Here is a 15,798-nt window from a genome sequence, read left to right as displayed (position 1 = left end):
TCCAGATTACGACAACTTGTCGGCCGCTGCGGCTGCCACTTTGATCCGCGTTGTCCGCTTACGGCCTTGCTGCCTGGTTGGTTAAAAATAATGCGATTGACTACGATGTCTGTGTTGCTGCTTGTGCTGACTGGCTAACGGGTTTATAGGTGAAACGGCATTCCTGCGGATAAGGAAAGACATCGTCGAAATGCCCTTCCTGTATATGCTGCTTGCGTTGTTGCCAATATTGCTGGGTTAGCAAATCGGCATGATGCTTGATAAAGTACTTCTTCACGTTTGGGTTTCCGAGAAGAAATACCCCGAACTGCTCAGGAAAGACATCGTTTTTGGCGATGGAATACCAGGGTTCGGCCGACATTTCATCTTCTTCATTGCGCGGCTGCGGAATCACGCGGAAATTGCAGTCGGTAATGTATTCAATCTCATCATAGTCGTAAAACACGACACGGTTGTGACGCGTCACGCCAAAATTTTTGTACAGCATGTCGCCCGGAAAGATATTCGCCGCGACCAGTTCCTTGATGGCATTGCCGTATTCGGTGATGCCATGTTCCAGCGCCGCCTGGTCGTCGTTCTGCTCGGCGTTGCTGAGGTAGATATTCAGCGGCACCATGCGCCGCTCTATATACAAGTGCTTGATGATGATCTCATCGCCGTCTTCCTCCACCACGGAGGGCGCCACCTGCTTCAGCTCGGCCAGCAATTCGTCGGCGAAACGGGCGCGCGGGAAGGCCACGCTGGAGTATTCCAGGGTATCGGCCATGCGGCCGACGCGGTCATGGTGCTTGACCAGCAGGTATTTTTCCTTGACCAGGGCGTTGGTGGTTTCCTTGGGCGCCGGGAAGAAATCCTTGATGACCTTGAACACGTAGGGAAACGATGGCAGGGCGAACACCACCATCACCAACCCGCGGATGCCGGGAGCGATTTCGAAATTGTCCGAAGAATGCCGCAAATGGCGCAGGAAATCGCGGTAAAACAGCGCCTTGCCCAGCTTTTGCAAACCCAGGATGGTGTAGATCTCGCTGCGCGGCTTGTTCGGCAGCAGGCTGCGCAGGAACTGCACGTAGGCTGACGGTACTTCCATGTCGACCATGAAATAGGCGCGCGTGAAGGAAAACAGGATGGTCAGGATCTTGCTGTCGAACAGCACCGCATCCAGCACCAGCTTGCCGTCGCGGTCGTGCAGGATCGGCACGACGAAGGGATATTCGCGCGGGCCGTTGATCATCTTGCCGACCACGTAAGCGCCCTTGTTGCGATAGAACGCGTTCGACAAGACCTGGATCTGGTGATTCGGCTCCAGCGGCGTGTCGCCGAAGGCCTGGCGGATGCGCTCTTCAGCCAGCGTGACGTCGCGGTCGAGGTCGGCGAACGGCCGCTGCAGCTGCAAATTGGTAATTAAACGCTTGAGCGTATAGTGCAGGCCGTCCTTGGCCGGGTAATACACGCGGTAGGTCGGCAGCGCTTCGTCGGTGTCGATGTATTCGGTCGACACCGCCGGCCGCACGAAGATGAAATCGTTGTGGAAATAGGTGCGATGCAGGATGTTGCAGCAGACCGAATTGAAGAAGGTTTCCGCCAGCTCCGGCTGCTTGTGATAAGTCAGCATGCCGATATAGTGCAGCTTTACCTCGCGCCAGACTTCGTCGGTCAGGTCGCCCTGGTCGTATTCGTCTTCCAGCGCCTGCACGCATTCGCGCACCCGCGCATCGTAGAAGCCGATGCGTTCGCGCGCGGCCAGCTGGGCGGTTTTCCAGTCGGCCTCTTCAAAATGCTGCTTGGCCAGCACGCTGGCCGCGCGGAACAAACGGTAATGCTTGTCGAAACCGTCCAAAATCATGCGCGCAGTATCGAAAGCGATCTGCGACGACAATAATTTCGGAAAATTTCCAGACGTGATCACAGCGAGAACCGTTCCTTCCAGCCAGCCAGCATAGCCAAGCTGACGCCGATGCCGCCGCACACCACGATCAGCGGCCGCTGGTAAGGCGCCAGCACCGGCAGATTCTCATACGCCACCGCCAGCGCCGCGCCGCAAGCCGGTTCCACCAGGGTGCGCATCTGGTCGGCGAACTGCAGCGCCGCGGAAACTGCCTGGGCATCGCTGACCACCACGCTGTGGACTTCATGGCGCCGGGTCCAGGCGAAACATTCGGCGGCCACGCGCTTGGCGGCCAGGGTGGAGGCAATCGAAGTGATCGCCGGCAGGCTCACCAGTTCGCCCGCGCGTACTGCAGCGTTGAGCGAGGCGGCGCCATCGGTTTCCGCTGCAATCAGCGGGATGTGCGCCAGGCCGTTGCGATGCAGGCCGCTCAGCACGCCGCTCATCAGGCCGCCGCCGCCCACTGAGCAGATGACGACATCGAAGTCGACGCCCTGCTCGCGCGCCTGCTGCACCGCTTCGTCGATCATGGTGGCGTTGCCGTCCCAGATATCGGGATGGTCGAAAGGCGGGATGTAGACGCTGCCGGGCTGCTCGCACAGCTGCAGCGCCAGCTGGTTGGCTTCGTCCCAGACCGCGCCGTGCACGATCACCTCGGCGCCGATGTCGCGGATGCGCTGGCAGACCGAGGCGGCGGTGCTTTCAGGGACGACGATGGTGGTCTTGATGCCGAGCGCAGCGCCGGCGAAAGCAGCGGCGAAGCCGGCATTGCCGCCGGACGGGCAGACCAGGTGGCTGGCGCCGGCCGCTACCGCGCGCTGGCATAGCAGGCCGATGCCGCGCAGCTTGAAGGAGCCTGCCGGCTGCGTGTTTTCCATCTTCAGCAACACCTGCTTATCGAGTGCGACGGAAAGTTGCGGATGTCGCAGTAATGCGGTGTGAATATGCAGTGAAGTCATGTTCTTGACGCTGTTGCCTTTTTTTCAATTGTGCCATCAATCAACGGGATTGCAAAACCGTTTGCAGCAGCCGGCTGCAATCCCTGTGGCGCTCAACTGCCTGTAACCTGTTAGCAAGTCTCTGCAAACAACTCCCGGCCAATCAGCATGCGGCGGATTTCGCTGGTGCCGGCGCCGATTTCATACAGCTTGGCGTCGCGCCACAGGCGTCCCACCGGATATTCATTGATGTAGCCGTTGCCGCCCAACGCCTGGATCGCTTCGCCTGCCATCCAGGTGGCTTTTTCGGCCGAATACAGGATCGCGCCGGCGGCATCCTTGCGCAGGGCACGGGCCGCGGCCGGCGTCTTGGCGCGGTCGCAGGCCTGGCCCACCGCGTATACATAGGCTTTGCAAGCCATCATGGTCGAATACATATCGGCCAGCTTGCCCTGCATCAGCTGGAATTCGCCGATGGACTGGCCGAACTGCTTGCGGTCATGCACGTAAGGGAGCACCACATCCAGGCACGCCTGCATGATACCAAGCGGGCCGCCGGACAGAACGGTGCGCTCGTAATCCAGGCCGGACATGAGGACGTTGACGCCCTTGCCGAGGCCGCCCATCACGTTTTCGGCCGGCACTTCGCAATCCTGGAACACCAGCTCGCCGGTGTGCGAACCGCGCATGCCGAGCTTGTCCAGCTTTTGCGCGACGCTGAAGCCCTTGAAACTCTTTTCGATCAGGAAAGCGGTCATGCCGCGCGAGCCGGCTTCCAGGTCGGTCTTGGCGTACACCACCAGCACATCGGCGTCGGGGCCGTTGGTGATCCACATCTTGCTGCCGTTGAGGATATAGCGGTCGCCCTTGAGTTCGGCGCGCAGCTTCATGCTGACGACATCGGAGCCGGCGTTCGGCTCGGACATCGCCAAAGCGCCGACATGCTCGCCGGAGATCAGTTTCGGCAGGTATTTGGCTTTTTGCTCGGGGCTGCCGTTGCGCTTGATCTGGTTCACGCACAGGTTCGAGTGAGCGCCGTAGGACAAGCCTACCGAGGCGGAAGCGCGCGAGATTTCTTCCATCGCGATGATGTGCGCCAGGTAGCCCATGCCGCTGCCGCCGTATTCTTCCTCCGCGGTGATGCCGAGCAGGCCGAGGTCGCCCATTTTCTTCCACAGGTCCATGGGAAATTGGTCGCTGCGGTCGATTTCGGCGGCGCGCGGGGCGATTTCCACGGCGGCGAATTCCTGGATAGCGCTGCGCAAAGCGTCGATGTCTTCGCCGTGATCGAACGTCAAACCTGGTAAATGGATCATGTTGTCTCCTTCGTTATTCTTGCGAGTTGTGTAATCGGGAATCGGTGGTGATGATTGAACAGCAGTTTCAGTCCTTGTGGCCGGCAGCCGCCAGCACAGCGTGATCGCTCAGCTGGCCGCTATCCAGCAAGCGCCGGCATTCATCCTCATGGGCGGTGATTTCTTCCAGCGTGACTTCGATGTCTTCGCGCTGCTGCTCCAGGTGTTCGCGATGACGGGCCAGCACCTGCAGGAACAATTCCAGCTGCGGCGCCGAATCCTTGGGCGAATCGTACATGTCGACCAAGCTCTTGATTTCCGACAAGGTCAGGCCCAGGCGCTTGCCGCGCAGGGTCAGTTTCAGGCGGGTGCGCTCGCGCCCGGCATACACCCGGTTGCGGCCGCCGGCGCCATCCCGTTTCGGACTCAGCAAGCCCTGATCCTCATAGAAACGGATCGCCCGCGGGGTAATATCGAATTCGCGCGCCAGTTCGGTGATGGTGTAGGTCGGCATGGTCAGAGAGTCATCAGGGAACAAAAATGCTGGTTTAGGTACAATGGCAGTTAACGTTAACGTAAAGCACATTGTAGGCGCGCTGGCGGAAAATGAAAACACCGAAAAACTACTGGCGTCCTAAAGTGACGTAGAAGTTGGGATGACTGCCATAGAAGGTGAGATTTTTGCCGGGATCAATGAGACTGGTCTATGCCATTGATCTATACGCTACTGCGCTCTCTCGAAATGCACACATTGCCGACAGCAATCACCAGGCTACCGCATGCAGTTTTGCATCCGTGCAACACTGCCCGGATGCCGTCATCGAGTATTACGCGACCTTCGAAATTGGGCAGTGTGCACATAGTTGCAAAAACCGCCACGTAATTGGCCCAGTGGGAGCGAAGCTGCAATAAGCGATATTTACTCTTTGAAGGGTACAAAAGCGCTGACGTAGCGCTAATCCGGCCAATTTTGTCCACCCCCCGAAATGTAGAAACAGGGAGTGCTTGTCGCCGCCCTGTAAAGAATGACAGGTAGATATAACTAAACAAGCATGCCAGTATGCAAGCATTTGATTGCTCACGCTTAATACTGGGAGACTCGCATGACGACCGCAGAATTACAAGCAGGTGCACCAAGCATCCAGAGCGAAGCCTTCACGATTCTGTCTAACCAGCCATGGCAGAGCACGGGCGTGACGATACCGCCCTTCGTGGAGGTCATGATCGTTTACCAGAACGGCTTGTGGACAGCGGATCCGGATACCAATGGCGGCAAGCCATATGATGCAGCGGGCTGCCCCGACTTGCTGGTTCCGACGAATCAGACCAACTATCCGATTACGGGCGTGCAAATGGGTGCGCTGGTCGGGCGCCTCAACGGCGGGGCGCCTTTCCTGATCGGCAACGGGCCTTACACGATCATTTCGGCAGCGGGCGGAGCGCTTGATCTGTGCATCAACGACGATCTCACCGGCCAATACGGCGCCGGCTTGGAGGACAACCGAGGAAACGTGAACGTATTCATCTATCCGACGAACACACCGCCGGACACCGGCACTCCGCTCGCCCACGATCCAGCGCAGATTTCTCCCGCCGTACCTGCCGGCCAGCTCGGTGGGCTGAGCCAGCTGATCGGCACGTGGACCAACCAGAATCTGGGCGGCTCGAACCAGGGCGGCCCGCAAGCGCCGTTTTCCTACAACGTAATGCCCCTGCCCCAAGTCGATCCAAGCTCGCCGACCGGCTACATTCTCAAGAACTTCACTTACTATGAGGAACTGACCTTCACCGCGATCCACGGCAATGCGCCCAATCGCGGCGGAATCGGCCAGCAGGTAGCTTATGCGCTGTTCTACGAGCAGCGCGTGTATTTCGCCGAAGGGCCGAACAAGGATGCGCTGATCCACGCCGAAAACGGTTCGCTGCTATTGCTGCTGGATTCCACCCAGCCGCTCGGCCCTTACGGCAACGGCGACCGCTACGGCTTGGGCAATCAGGTCGTGAAGAATAGCGTCGCCCCCACCCAGCAATACAATCTGGTCAAGCAGGTGTCGGTACCCCATGGCAATTCCATCCTGGCCTTGGGCGCATATAGCCAAGCCAATGCAGGACCCGGCGTGCCGCTGATCCCGTCGGTCTCGCCCTTGCCCCAAGGCATTCCCACCGTGCAGTATACGGTGGATGATCCGGTGACCAATCCGCAACCCGGCCTGACCGCCAATCCGAACCAGGTGCTGGTCAATGCGCTCCTACTGCGGCCTTGCACCAACTTCCTGCACTTGAGCATGAGCACGGCCAACGGCACTGGCGCGGTCACCAACATCGGCTACGAGCAGCAGCATGCGAACGTTAGCCGCTATGATTTCAACTATTGGCTCGAATCGTTCGACGGCAGCGGCAATTACACGCAGCTGCAATACAGCCAGACCATCACGCTGCAGATTCCGATCAACGGTAAGACCGTTTCCTTCCCGCACGTGACGGCCAACACCTTGACCAAGGTGAAGGGCAGTTGACGCGGCAACCCGGTCCTCCTCCGCGCGGGGGACCGGCATTATCAGACCACCGAATGTGACGCATCCATCGTCCACCGTTCGATGAAGAATCCCGCTTCCAGCCAGGGGCCGCGCACCTGATCGCGCCACGAGCGTTTGATTTCTTCCAAGTCGCGCCCGGTTTCGGCGGCAACCTGCTCCAGGGCAGTCGGCACGTGCATCGTCTGCTGCAGCAGCGAGAGAAAACGATGGTGCTGGGATGTGATGGGGTAAGTGTGGGTCAGGAAATCGCGGCGCAAGATCACGGCATTGGAGGGCCGGGCGGCGGGAAACGGCGGCGATCGTTCCGCGCGCACCTCGTGGTAGTACCAAGCGACCGGGTAGCCATGCCGGACCAGGGCCAGACAGGGCTGGAGGACCAGCGCCTCGTCATCGGCCGTTGTGTCCGGCCACGGTTTCCCTTCATGGCCGGGCGCGTCGAACAGGCGGTATAGCTCGCGTTCGTACCCGGCCAGGTCGACCATGAAGTCGATCCAGGTCTCGCGCCGTTCGGCCGGCTCGCCGCGATCCGGGCGGTTGTCTTCGATCCATTGCGGGAAGCGCTTGCCCAGTTCGTACAGCGTATGGCTTTCGGACGGGCAGTCGCGCAGGTACTCGTCGGCGAAATCGGCGAACAGCTGCGCCCCGATCGCATGGCAGCTTGCGGGAAACTGCTCTTTCAGACATGTCCGCAGGCGCTGAATGTAGCTGCGCTGATAGATCGCCAGGCAGCCCGAGGCCGAAAGCTTGGGGCCTGGCAAGACGGCGGCGGCGATGGCGGCCTCGTCCACACCACCGGGGGCAATCAGCGCATCGAGCATCCAGTGCTGCAGCCGCTGCAGGCGGTCCGGAGCTGGGGTCATGGCGGGTACAGTACGCTACTGCCCATCATCCTGGGCACGAGAAAATCCACCGGCGTAGACAGGGCCTCCGCGGCGTCGGATTGCGGCCGCGAGGGCGGCATGGTCGAGGTGGGGGTGTCGCCTTGGAGCACCTTTTGCGCCAGCATCAGTTCCGCTTGCACACGCTCGAACGGCGGAACGTCGCCGTCCCATTCGAGCAGAGTGGCGGCACCGCCGCTGCGCTGCCAAGCCGCGCGAAACAGCTGCCATACGGCGTCGCAGACCGGCCTGTCGTGGGTGTCGACGATGTGCGTGCCGCAATGCTGATGGCCGGCCAGGTGCAGTTGCACGACGCGCTTGAAGGGAAAGCGCTCCAGGTAGTCCCATGGGTCGGCGCCGGCATTGAAGCAGCTGACGTAGACGTTGTTGACGTCGAGCAGCAGCCAGCAACCCGTGGCGCGGCACAGTTCGCCGAGAAACGCGGGCTCGTCGATGCGCGAGTCGCGGAAGCGCATATAGGTACTGGGATTTTCCAGAACCAGGGGGCGGCCCAGCAACTCCTGCGCCTGGGCCACGCGCGCAATGACGTGCGCCAGCGTGTCCTCGTTCAAAGGCAGCGGCAGCAGGTCGTGGCTGTTGATGCCTTGCATGCCGCTCCAGCACAAGTGGTCGCTGACCCAGCGCGGCGACACTTCGTCGGCCAGTTGGCGCAGGCGCGCGAGATAGGATCGGTTGAGCGGATCGGTGCTGCCTATCGACAGCGACACGCCGTGCAGCGCGATCGGATAGCGTTCGGCGATCCGACGCAGGACGGCGCGCGGTCGTCCGCCAGAATCCATGAAATTTTCCGAGATGGCCTCGAACCAGTCGACCTTCGGCCACTCCGTGAGGATGTGGTCGAAGTGGACGTTGCGTAGTCCGAGACCTAGACCAAGTCCCGGCATGGACGACAACGCGCCGGCGTCTTCCGCCTTCGCCGCTTGTGTGGCTATGCCGCGCAACTACCCGCTCCGCTCATGCCACTGGAACCACATGCCGTCACGCCGACGCCACTCTCCGAGAACCAGGCAAAGGTCGGTCCATTGGCAAACAGTTCCGGGTGCGGCGGACCCGGCAATTTGGTGGGGTCAAGCTCACGCGCCCTGGCGATCGCCGGCCAACGTTTTTCCAGGAACACTTGGCGCGCGCGCAACCATACGCCCTGTCCTTGGTTCGGGCCGTCGGTGCTGAAGCGTTCTGCGTTGATCGGCGTCGCACAGGAACCCAGCGACCGGCAGGCGTTGCCACCGGGGTTATTCTGTTCTTCGGCGTCTCCATAAAGGCCGCAACCGCCTTGATATCTGCAATTGTTCAACACACGACAGGAATGGTCGGCCGTGCTGGAGCAATAACCTTGTCCGGCGCAAGCGTTTTGCACCATTTGGCCGTGCTGATTCAGGTGTCCCGCCGGGCCAAATCGATCCTGGCCCTTACAGCTATTGAGCCCCATGCACGTGTGGGGGTCGAAGGCGCCCGCCGGCGGATTGGCCGGAAACTTGGGAACATTGGCGTAGGGGTTGTTCTTCGACAGGGTGCTGGGTGTCGCGTTTGACCAATAGCTGCTCACGTCCGGCAGGGACACGCCCTTACTGTTGGTAATGTAGTCTTGGGGCAACCAAGCGAAACCGGGACTGCTGATAGCCATCTTGTTGCCGAGCGCGACCAAATTTGCATACGCCTGGTCGCGGGCGCCTAAATTGTAATTCTCGAACGTCGGTGCAAAATGCTTTCCGGCGAACTGACCGCCATCGATCGACAACTTCGCCATTTGCTGGACCAGCTTATCGAGAATCCAGATCATGGAGAGGTGCAGCGCCTGGTTGAAATAGCGCTTCTGTTCCTGGCTAGGCACCAGAAAAGTGGTCTCGCTCAATATCAACATGTACTGGAACAGGCCATTGCAAAAATTCGAGATGTCCTGCGGGTTGGCAGGGAAATTGGGGTTCTTGGCCAGAAGGGAGGTTGGGTAGTCCGCCGTCCTGGGATTGCTCGGGAAATTGAAGACAACGGCGGACAGATCGCTCGCCGAAAACTGCATCGCCGTCGCCGCTGGGGGGGCCGGCTGTGCGGCCAGCGGCTGCGAAGCCGAGGGGTAGCCCTGCAATTGCGATTGCAGGGTGAGGAATTTGTAGTAGTGCGACAGTTCCATTTTTTTCGAATCGTCCCACTGCGTGCTGTTGCTGCCTTCTCCTTGTTCAGTCACGGTATCGATGGCGTGCAGGGCGCTCTTCTTGTCTTGAATCGTCAAGAGCTCGGCGCGACCGGCGTGACTGTCCGAGGCATTGGCATACTGTGCCTGGCTTGCCGCCGAGCCCGCTTGTGCAGGAGGGTTGGACGCATTGAAGTTTGCGGCGGGAAAGACGGCGTCGATATTGCCGGAGGAGTAATTGCTCGGCTGAATCTGTTGCGCGCGGGCGCCATGCTTGAAATCAGCATCGACCAATTTATCGCACGCGATCAGACAGCGAATGTAGGCGTATACCTGCCCCAGCGTCTGCCAATTGTCATCCTCGGGAATGGCGTCGGAGGTTTCGGGATACTCGATCTCCAAAAATTGCCAGAGCTGCGCGAATGAGAATGGCGCCAACGGTATCAGGAGGGGATTGCCATCGGGGCCATCTGTGGCGTGATCGAGCAAGTTTGTCGGATAACTGCCGGGGGCATTCAGGTAGAGCTGCGGACCTCCCCCCACCGAATACAGAATATTGCTCGACAGCGACATATGCAGCATTTCTTCGACCGCAACGCTCATGATGCGCCCGCCCGCCTGATTGGCGAACAATGCCGCCGCAGAATAATTGGTCTCCGACGGCGGATTCGCGCTGCCGAACGTCCGGTCGAGCGAATAATAGCTATAGAGGTAAATCGGAATGGTCGACAATTCGACCTTGATCGCCACCTGCAACAACGTCTTTAGCTTGGCCAACAAGATATCGTGAGTCCAGTCAGGGTTCGTATTGAATTTGTGAACCAACGCTTTTTCCGCCGGAGTGAGCCTCGGCATTGTAGTGGCCGTATTCATCATGATCGATCTCCTCTGTGTACGTGAATCGCGGTAACGGTGTTACTAAGCCTTGACCTGGGGATTGGCGTCGATGTGCAGGAAAGGCAGCAATTGATCTTTAAACGACAAGTGAATCAAACTGGTCTGCGAGTATTGCAACTGGGTGCTGCCATTACTGAGATGCACGATGCATCCATCAACTCCGGCTAACCCAGAGCAGAAGGGCCAGACGCGTGGCAGACAGATTTCCAGATCCGTCCCGGAGGAAATTTGAGTTGTTCACCGACTGCTCCGTAATGAGGGAGAAACATGGTTAAGGGGCTTCTAAATGAGTTTATGTTTCATTCAGGCCAGCGAACTGCAAACGTGATGACAGATAGGCATTAAAAATAATTATGGGTTAGAAACTATTTAAATATATACAAATATTTACGTGTAGCAACTATTTTCTATAGTCTCATGGCACCTTTTTCCGCTTGATAAAAACCGTTATCAAGAGTAAATGGGCGTGCAGATACCTGACTGACTTTGCATTGCAAAAGTCAGTCCGCGCTGCTTACAACAGCTGGGACGAAGCGAGGGATGCGGTCAAGGGGTAATCCCCTCACCAAATGATCGCGTTTAAAAATAGAGCCGGGCTGCAAGTACCGCAGCTTCCATCCGGTCGACTGGCCTCGGCGCAACTCGCTCGTTGAGCCGCGACTTAGAATATGCAGTAAAGCTTTTTGAAGAACAAATCTGCACCAAGGCAGATAGACCGTCGCCGAAAATTGACGTCAAATCATATGAAAACTCTACAATAACGAGATATACAGAAAATTTCACTTTCTATGGCGAAGCCATAAGAAATCTCATCTTCTGCGACAAATAATCCCGATATGTATGGCGCGTCCACTGGTAACTTATTGATTTCCCCTGTTTCCTGGGTCAGCTTCCATAACACTTTACGCATTGCCAAAACAGAAAGAAATCCCCATGAACCCACTCGAAGCCCAGCTCAGCTATGCCTTCGGCGACACGCTGCCGGCCAGCGGCGCCACCCTGGAAGTCGCGCCCGGCGTGCGCTGGCTGCGCATGGGCTTGCCGTTCGCCCTGGATCACATCAATCTGTGGCTGCTGGAAGACAGCGTCGAGACCGAAGACGGCGTGCGCCATGGCTGGACCATCATCGATTGCGGGATTGCCAGCGACGCCACGCGCGCCGCCTGGGAAGAGATTTTTAGCAAGGAATTGCGCGGCCTGCCGGTGCTGCGGGTGCTGGTGACCCATTGCCATCCTGACCACGTCGGCCTAGCCGACTGGCTGTGCACGCGCTGGCAAGCGCCCTTGTGGATGAGCGGCGGCGAATATTTTTCAGCGCGCATCATGTCGGCTGCCCTGCCCGGCGCCGACGGCAGCGCTGCCTTGCCGCATTTCCAGCGGCACGGCATGTGCGATCCCGAAGTCGTCGCCAAGGTGTCCCAGCGCAAATCCTATTATCCGTCCATAGTGCCGTCGGTGCCGCACGCCTACCACCGCCTGGCCGACCGCCAAAGCTTGCGCATCGGCCAGCATCAATGGCAGGTGATCACCGGTTTCGGCCACGCGCCGGAGCATGTTTCGCTGTACTGCAGTGACCTGGAATTGCTGGTTTCCGGCGACATGGTGCTGCCGCGGATTTCCACCAATGTCTCCGTGTTTGCCATCGAACCGGAATCCAACCCAGTCCAGCAGTACATGGATTCGCTGGAAAAATACCGTGGCCTGCCGACCGCAACGCTGGTGCTGCCGTCGCACGGGAAGCCGTTCCGCGGTTTGCAGATTCGTATCGATCAATTACAGCAGCACCATCGGGACAGGCTGGCAGAGGTAGTGAGTGCTTGCACAACAGCACCGCGGTCGGCCAGCGACATCGTCCCCATCATGTTCCGCCGGCCGCTCGACGCCCATCAGATGACGTTCGCGCTGGGCGAGGCCTTGGCGCATCTGCACAAGCTGTGGTTCGACGGCGTGCTGAAACGGCGGCTGGATGCGGACCAGGTTTACCGCTTCAGCGCCAGTTGAGAATCGAACGATCCTGGCGGCAAGCGCCGGTTATTGCTGTATCGCCGCAACGATCATCGCCACCGCCAGCATCAGGCTGCCGGCGATGCGGTCGGTAATCCGCGCAAAGCTCGGGCGGGTAGCGATGTTCTGCATCCGTCCCGCCAGCATGGCATAGCCGAGCAGGATAAAAAATTCCGGGATCATCGAACCGGCTGCCAGCCAGATCATTTGCAGCGGCACATTCGCGGCCGGGTTCAGGAACTGCGGCAGGATGGCGATGAAAAAGATCAGCGCCTTGGGATTGGCCAGCTGCAGGGTCAGGCCGCTGAGCCAGATCTTCCAGCCGGATGAATCTCTGCCGTCCAGCCTGGAAGCGGTAATCGGCGACGGCCGGCCGAAGATGGCGGACAGGCCGAGATAGGCCAGATAAGCCACACCCAGCCACTTCACCACGGTAAACAAGGTATGCGAGGCGACAATCAAGGCGCCCAGGCCGGTTGCCGAGATGGTGAAATAGATTGCATTGGCGGTCAGTATCCCCAGCGTCGCGAAGATCGATTTTTTCCAGCCGGCGGTAATGCCATAGGCCACCACCAGCATCACCGCCGGTCCCGGCGAGGCCGACAGCGCCAGCTCGGTCAGCACAAATAAGAAGAAACTATGAAAGTCCATGGGTCAGTCCGTAAATCAGTCCGCGAATTAGTCCATACCTTTGCGCGCCTTGTGCGGCGCCTTGGAAAACACCAGATCGTATAGCCAGTTGGGCAACAGCCGCAACAGCTTGGCCACCACGCCCATCTGCCACGGAATCACCTGGTAGCTGCTGCCGCGCGCCACCGCCGCGCCGGTCTTGGCGGCAAAGCGCTCGGCCGGCATCAGGAACGGCATCGCATATTCGTTGACCTGGGTCATCGGCGTATCGATATAGCCGGGGACGATGGTGACCACCTTGATGCCGCTGGCGCGCAACTCCACCCGCAGCGATTCGCAATAACTGATCAGCGCCGCCTTCGAGCCGCTATAGGCGCCGGCGCCCGGCAAGCCGCGGATGCCGGCGACGCTGCCGACCCCGACCAGGCGCAGATCGCGCTGGCCTTCCCGGGCCTGGCGCTTCATGCTGGCGATGAATGGCGTAAAGGTCGCCACCGTGGCCAGCACATTGGTGGCGAACACCTGGTTGAACACCTCCTGGTCTTCCGCATGTTCGGTCAGCGTGCCCTGCGAAATGCCGGCGCTGGCGATCACCACGTCGACGCCATTGCCGGCAGCGATGAAGTCCGCCGCCGCCGCGCTCAGGGCTGCATGATCGTTGACATCCAGCGCGTACAGCCGATGCCGCTCCGGATGCGGCAGGCCGGCCAGCAGCTGTTCCAGCACCGGCTGGCGCCGCGCCGCCAGCCCCAGCGCCGCGCCCTGCCCTGCATAGTATTGCGCCAAGGCGGCGCCGATGCCGCTGGATGCGCCGGTGATGAATACACGTTTCATGAAAACGACCAATCTCGGAGTGATGCGATAAAACCTCGATAAAAAAGCCCGCCCTCTTGCGAGAGGCGGACTTTTCAACAACTGCTGCCGGCTGGCCACATCAGGGCCGGACCGCTGATTACTTCTTGGTAGCCGCGGCCTTGGCCACCAGGCTGTCCATCACTTGCAGGGTGGTCTTGAACAAGGCTGCTTCGGTCTCGCCGGCGCCAGGCGTTGCGCCGACAATCGACGGCGAGGTGACGAAGCGGCCGTCAACCACCAGCATCGGCACGCCGTCGACCTTGTAGGCGGTCTGCAACTGAGTGGCGCGGGTCACCTTGGTCTGCACCGCGAAGGAATTGTAGACGTCCATGAACTTGGCTTTGTCGAGGCCGCTCTTGGCGGCGAAATCGGCGACGGCTGCGTCGTTGTTCAGGTTCTGGCGCTGCACGTGGATGGCGTTGAAGACTTTCTTGTGCATCTCAGGCAGCTTGCCCATCGCTTCCAGCGTGTAGTACAGCTTTTTCTGCGTTACGTAAGGCGATTTCTTCGGATCGCCATTCGGATCGCCGAAATCGACCGGCACACGCTTGAAGGAAATCTTGTCGCCTTGCTTGGCGATCCAGTCTTCCAGCGTCGGCTCGAGCGCATTGCAATGCGGGCAGAAGTAACCGAAGAATTCCGTCACTTCCACTTTCTTGCCGAGGCCGCTATCGGTCGGCTGCGGATTGTCGAGAACTTTGTAGTCGGTGCCGGCAACCGGATTGGCCGGCGATGCGCCGGCGCTGACGGCAACCAGGCCGAGACTCAGGCTAAGACCAGCGACTGCCAGGGCTTTTTGGAAAAAACGCATGAAATATCCTTATTATTAAATTGTGAGGCAGAGACGATTCCGCTGGAGTCGCTCTGCCTTCAACCGATTAGACAAAACATTGATGACGATGACAAACCAGCTCTTTATTTCGCAGCCCGCACCACAGCCGCATTAACGCCGTTATCTGACAACTTCCCGCGAATCCGGTTCATTGTTTCCAGCTGATTGAATGGTCCGACCCGTACCCGGTACAGGGAACCGGTATCGGCCTGGCGCTCGCTGATTTTGGCCTCGAAACCCATCAGCGCCAGCCTGGCCTTGGCGCTTTCAGCTTCATTCTGTTCACGGAAAGCGCCGACCTGCAGGAAATAGATCCAGTTGTCGTCCGCGGCGGCGGCCTTGGTCTTGGCTTCGGCGATGTCGCCGGCGACCTTCTTGGCCTTGTCGGCAGTCGATTTATCGACCACCGGGGCCGGCTTGTCCTGCTGGGACTTGGCCACCAGTGCATCGAGCTTCTTCTCGGCAGCCTGGTTGACGGCCGCCGGCGTGTTGTCGGTTGGCGGCACCGCTGGCGTGGCCGGCGGCGTGAATGCCTTGGCTGCTTCCTTGGCCGCGCTCTGGTTGCCGTACAGCGCCTTGTTCGGATCCGGCAGCTGGTCGCCGCCGGCAGCCGGTGCGGCTGGCGTAGCCGGCGCCGTGATGGCTTCCGGCGGTTTGTCGGCCTTGGCTGTCTTGTTGGTGAACGGCGTCGGCGTCTTGGTGATCATGATCGCCACCACGACGGCGATCGCCAGGCCGATGATCAGGCCGAAAATCAGGCCCAGTAAAGTACCGCCAGCTTGCTTGTTGATAAATTTGCTCATACTTCCCCAATGACATACTGGTTACAGAACGTCTCCGTCCGACTGTGCCGCCGGCGTCAACGCCGGACCGGACACAAGCTCAGACCGAGTCG

Annotated in this window: 14 protein-coding genes; 2 read left to right on the top strand and 12 right to left on the bottom strand. The window is 59.5% G+C overall.

Going from position 1 to position 15,798, the window contains the following annotated elements; all coding sequences use genetic code 11:
- Positions 1-100: 100 nt before the first annotated feature.
- The 4 genes from aceK to AC07V8_RS11945 all read right to left on the bottom strand — a co-directional run bounded on the left by aceK (position 101) and on the right by AC07V8_RS11945 (position 4,635).
- Entirely contained in the window at positions 101-1,906 is a 1,806-nt protein-coding gene (gene aceK / locus AC07V8_RS11960; protein ID WP_494678499.1) for a bifunctional isocitrate dehydrogenase kinase/phosphatase, read from the bottom strand.
- On the bottom strand, positions 1,906-2,847 hold the full coding sequence (locus AC07V8_RS11955) for a pyridoxal-phosphate dependent enzyme (protein ID WP_494678336.1): 942 nt from the start codon (positions 2,845-2,847) through the stop codon (positions 1,906-1,908). The genes aceK and AC07V8_RS11955 overlap by 1 nt, the downstream gene beginning before the upstream one ends.
- A 110-nt stretch (positions 2,848-2,957) precedes the next feature.
- On the bottom strand, positions 2,958-4,142 hold the full coding sequence (locus AC07V8_RS11950) for an isovaleryl-CoA dehydrogenase (protein WP_494678337.1): 1,185 nt from the start codon (positions 4,140-4,142) through the stop codon (positions 2,958-2,960).
- A 67-nt stretch (positions 4,143-4,209) separates the two neighbouring features.
- Positions 4,210-4,635 (bottom strand): MerR family transcriptional regulator, encoded by a 426-nt coding sequence (locus tag AC07V8_RS11945; RefSeq protein WP_211442797.1) that lies wholly within the window; start codon positions 4,633-4,635, stop codon positions 4,210-4,212.
- 589 nt (positions 4,636-5,224) lie between these two features.
- On the opposite strand from AC07V8_RS11945, the gene AC07V8_RS11940 reads away from it, so the two are divergent.
- Positions 5,225-6,637 (top strand): heme-binding protein, encoded by a 1,413-nt coding sequence (locus AC07V8_RS11940; RefSeq protein ID WP_494678338.1) that lies wholly within the window; start codon positions 5,225-5,227, stop codon positions 6,635-6,637.
- A 41-nt stretch (positions 6,638-6,678) separates the two neighbouring features.
- Here the strand turns inward: AC07V8_RS11940 and AC07V8_RS11935 are convergent, their stop codons facing one another.
- Genes AC07V8_RS11935 through AC07V8_RS11920 form a run of 4 tightly spaced genes read right to left on the bottom strand, consistent with a single transcriptional unit; the run spans position 6,679 to position 10,726 of the window.
- A complete protein-coding gene (locus AC07V8_RS11935) occupies positions 6,679-7,518 on the bottom strand; it encodes an HvfC/BufC family peptide modification chaperone (protein ID WP_494678339.1) in 840 nt (279 codons plus the stop codon).
- Positions 7,515-8,498, bottom strand: a complete 984-nt coding sequence (bufB, locus tag AC07V8_RS11930; protein WP_494678340.1) for an MNIO family bufferin maturase — start codon at positions 8,496-8,498, stop codon at positions 7,515-7,517. Before bufB ends, AC07V8_RS11935 begins: the two co-directional genes overlap by 4 nt.
- Positions 8,486-10,561 carry a ferritin-like domain-containing protein gene (locus AC07V8_RS11925; RefSeq protein WP_494678341.1) on the bottom strand — a complete coding sequence of 692 codons (2,076 nt, stop codon included), beginning with the start codon at positions 10,559-10,561 and terminating at the stop codon, positions 8,486-8,488. Before AC07V8_RS11925 ends, bufB begins: the two co-directional genes overlap by 13 nt.
- Positions 10,562-10,603: 42 nt before the next feature.
- The gene (locus AC07V8_RS11920) at positions 10,604-10,726 is read right to left on the bottom strand and encodes a hypothetical protein (protein ID WP_494678342.1); all 123 of its coding nucleotides are present in this window, start codon (positions 10,724-10,726) and stop codon (positions 10,604-10,606) included.
- A 789-nt stretch (positions 10,727-11,515) separates the two neighbouring features.
- Between AC07V8_RS11920 and AC07V8_RS11915 the strand changes: the two genes are divergently transcribed.
- A complete protein-coding gene (locus tag AC07V8_RS11915) occupies positions 11,516-12,583 on the top strand; it encodes an MBL fold metallo-hydrolase (protein WP_494678343.1) in 1,068 nt (355 codons plus the stop codon).
- A gap of 30 nt (positions 12,584-12,613) precedes the next feature.
- On the opposite strand, the gene AC07V8_RS11910 is transcribed toward AC07V8_RS11915, so the two are convergent.
- The 4 genes from AC07V8_RS11910 to AC07V8_RS11895 all read right to left on the bottom strand — a co-directional run bounded on the left by AC07V8_RS11910 (position 12,614) and on the right by AC07V8_RS11895 (position 15,706).
- Positions 12,614-13,237: a LysE family translocator gene (locus AC07V8_RS11910; RefSeq protein ID WP_494678344.1), complete on the bottom strand. Its 624-nt coding sequence runs from the start codon at positions 13,235-13,237 to the stop codon at positions 12,614-12,616.
- A gap of 27 nt (positions 13,238-13,264) precedes the next feature.
- A complete protein-coding gene (locus tag AC07V8_RS11905) occupies positions 13,265-14,050 on the bottom strand; it encodes an SDR family oxidoreductase (protein WP_494678345.1) in 786 nt (261 codons plus the stop codon).
- Between the two features lie 118 nt (positions 14,051-14,168).
- Positions 14,169-14,882 (bottom strand): thiol:disulfide interchange protein DsbA/DsbL, encoded by a 714-nt coding sequence (locus AC07V8_RS11900; protein WP_494678346.1) that lies wholly within the window; start codon positions 14,880-14,882, stop codon positions 14,169-14,171.
- A 104-nt stretch (positions 14,883-14,986) separates the two neighbouring features.
- Positions 14,987-15,706: an SPOR domain-containing protein gene (locus AC07V8_RS11895; RefSeq protein ID WP_494678347.1), complete on the bottom strand. Its 720-nt coding sequence runs from the start codon at positions 15,704-15,706 to the stop codon at positions 14,987-14,989.
- Positions 15,707-15,798 lie beyond the last annotated feature (92 nt).

It is taken from the genome of Collimonas sp. GW821-FHT02H07 (genome assembly GCF_059421505.1).
Note: the sequence above shows the minus strand (reverse complement) of the source record. Positions and strands in the feature narration are given on the sequence as shown.

What these genes read in the sequence shown, in the direction of transcription:
- AC07V8_RS11955 (WP_494678336.1), bottom strand. Translation starts at nt 2,847, where the DNA reads ATGACTTCACTGCATATTCACACCGCATTACTGCGACATCCGCAACTT.
- AC07V8_RS11945 (WP_211442797.1), bottom strand. Translation starts at nt 4,635, where the DNA reads ATGCCGACCTACACCATCACCGAACTGGCGCGCGAATTCGATATTACC.
- AC07V8_RS11950 (WP_494678337.1), bottom strand. Translation starts at nt 4,142, where the DNA reads ATGATCCATTTACCAGGTTTGACGTTCGATCACGGCGAAGACATCGAC.
- AC07V8_RS11900 (WP_494678346.1), bottom strand. Translation starts at nt 14,882, where the DNA reads ATGCGTTTTTTCCAAAAAGCCCTGGCAGTCGCTGGTCTTAGCCTGAGT.
- AC07V8_RS11895 (WP_494678347.1), bottom strand. Translation starts at nt 15,706, where the DNA reads ATGAGCAAATTTATCAACAAGCAAGCTGGCGGTACTTTACTGGGCCTG.
- AC07V8_RS11925 (WP_494678341.1), bottom strand. Translation starts at nt 10,561, where the DNA reads ATGATGAATACGGCCACTACAATGCCGAGGCTCACTCCGGCGGAAAAA.
- AC07V8_RS11935 (WP_494678339.1), bottom strand. Translation starts at nt 7,518, where the DNA reads ATGACCCCAGCTCCGGACCGCCTGCAGCGGCTGCAGCACTGGATGCTC.
- AC07V8_RS11915 (WP_494678343.1), top strand. Translation starts at nt 11,516, where the DNA reads ATGAACCCACTCGAAGCCCAGCTCAGCTATGCCTTCGGCGACACGCTG.
- AC07V8_RS11910 (WP_494678344.1), bottom strand. Translation starts at nt 13,237, where the DNA reads ATGGACTTTCATAGTTTCTTCTTATTTGTGCTGACCGAGCTGGCGCTG.
- AC07V8_RS11905 (WP_494678345.1), bottom strand. Translation starts at nt 14,050, where the DNA reads ATGAAACGTGTATTCATCACCGGCGCATCCAGCGGCATCGGCGCCGCC.
- AC07V8_RS11940 (WP_494678338.1), top strand. Translation starts at nt 5,225, where the DNA reads ATGACGACCGCAGAATTACAAGCAGGTGCACCAAGCATCCAGAGCGAA.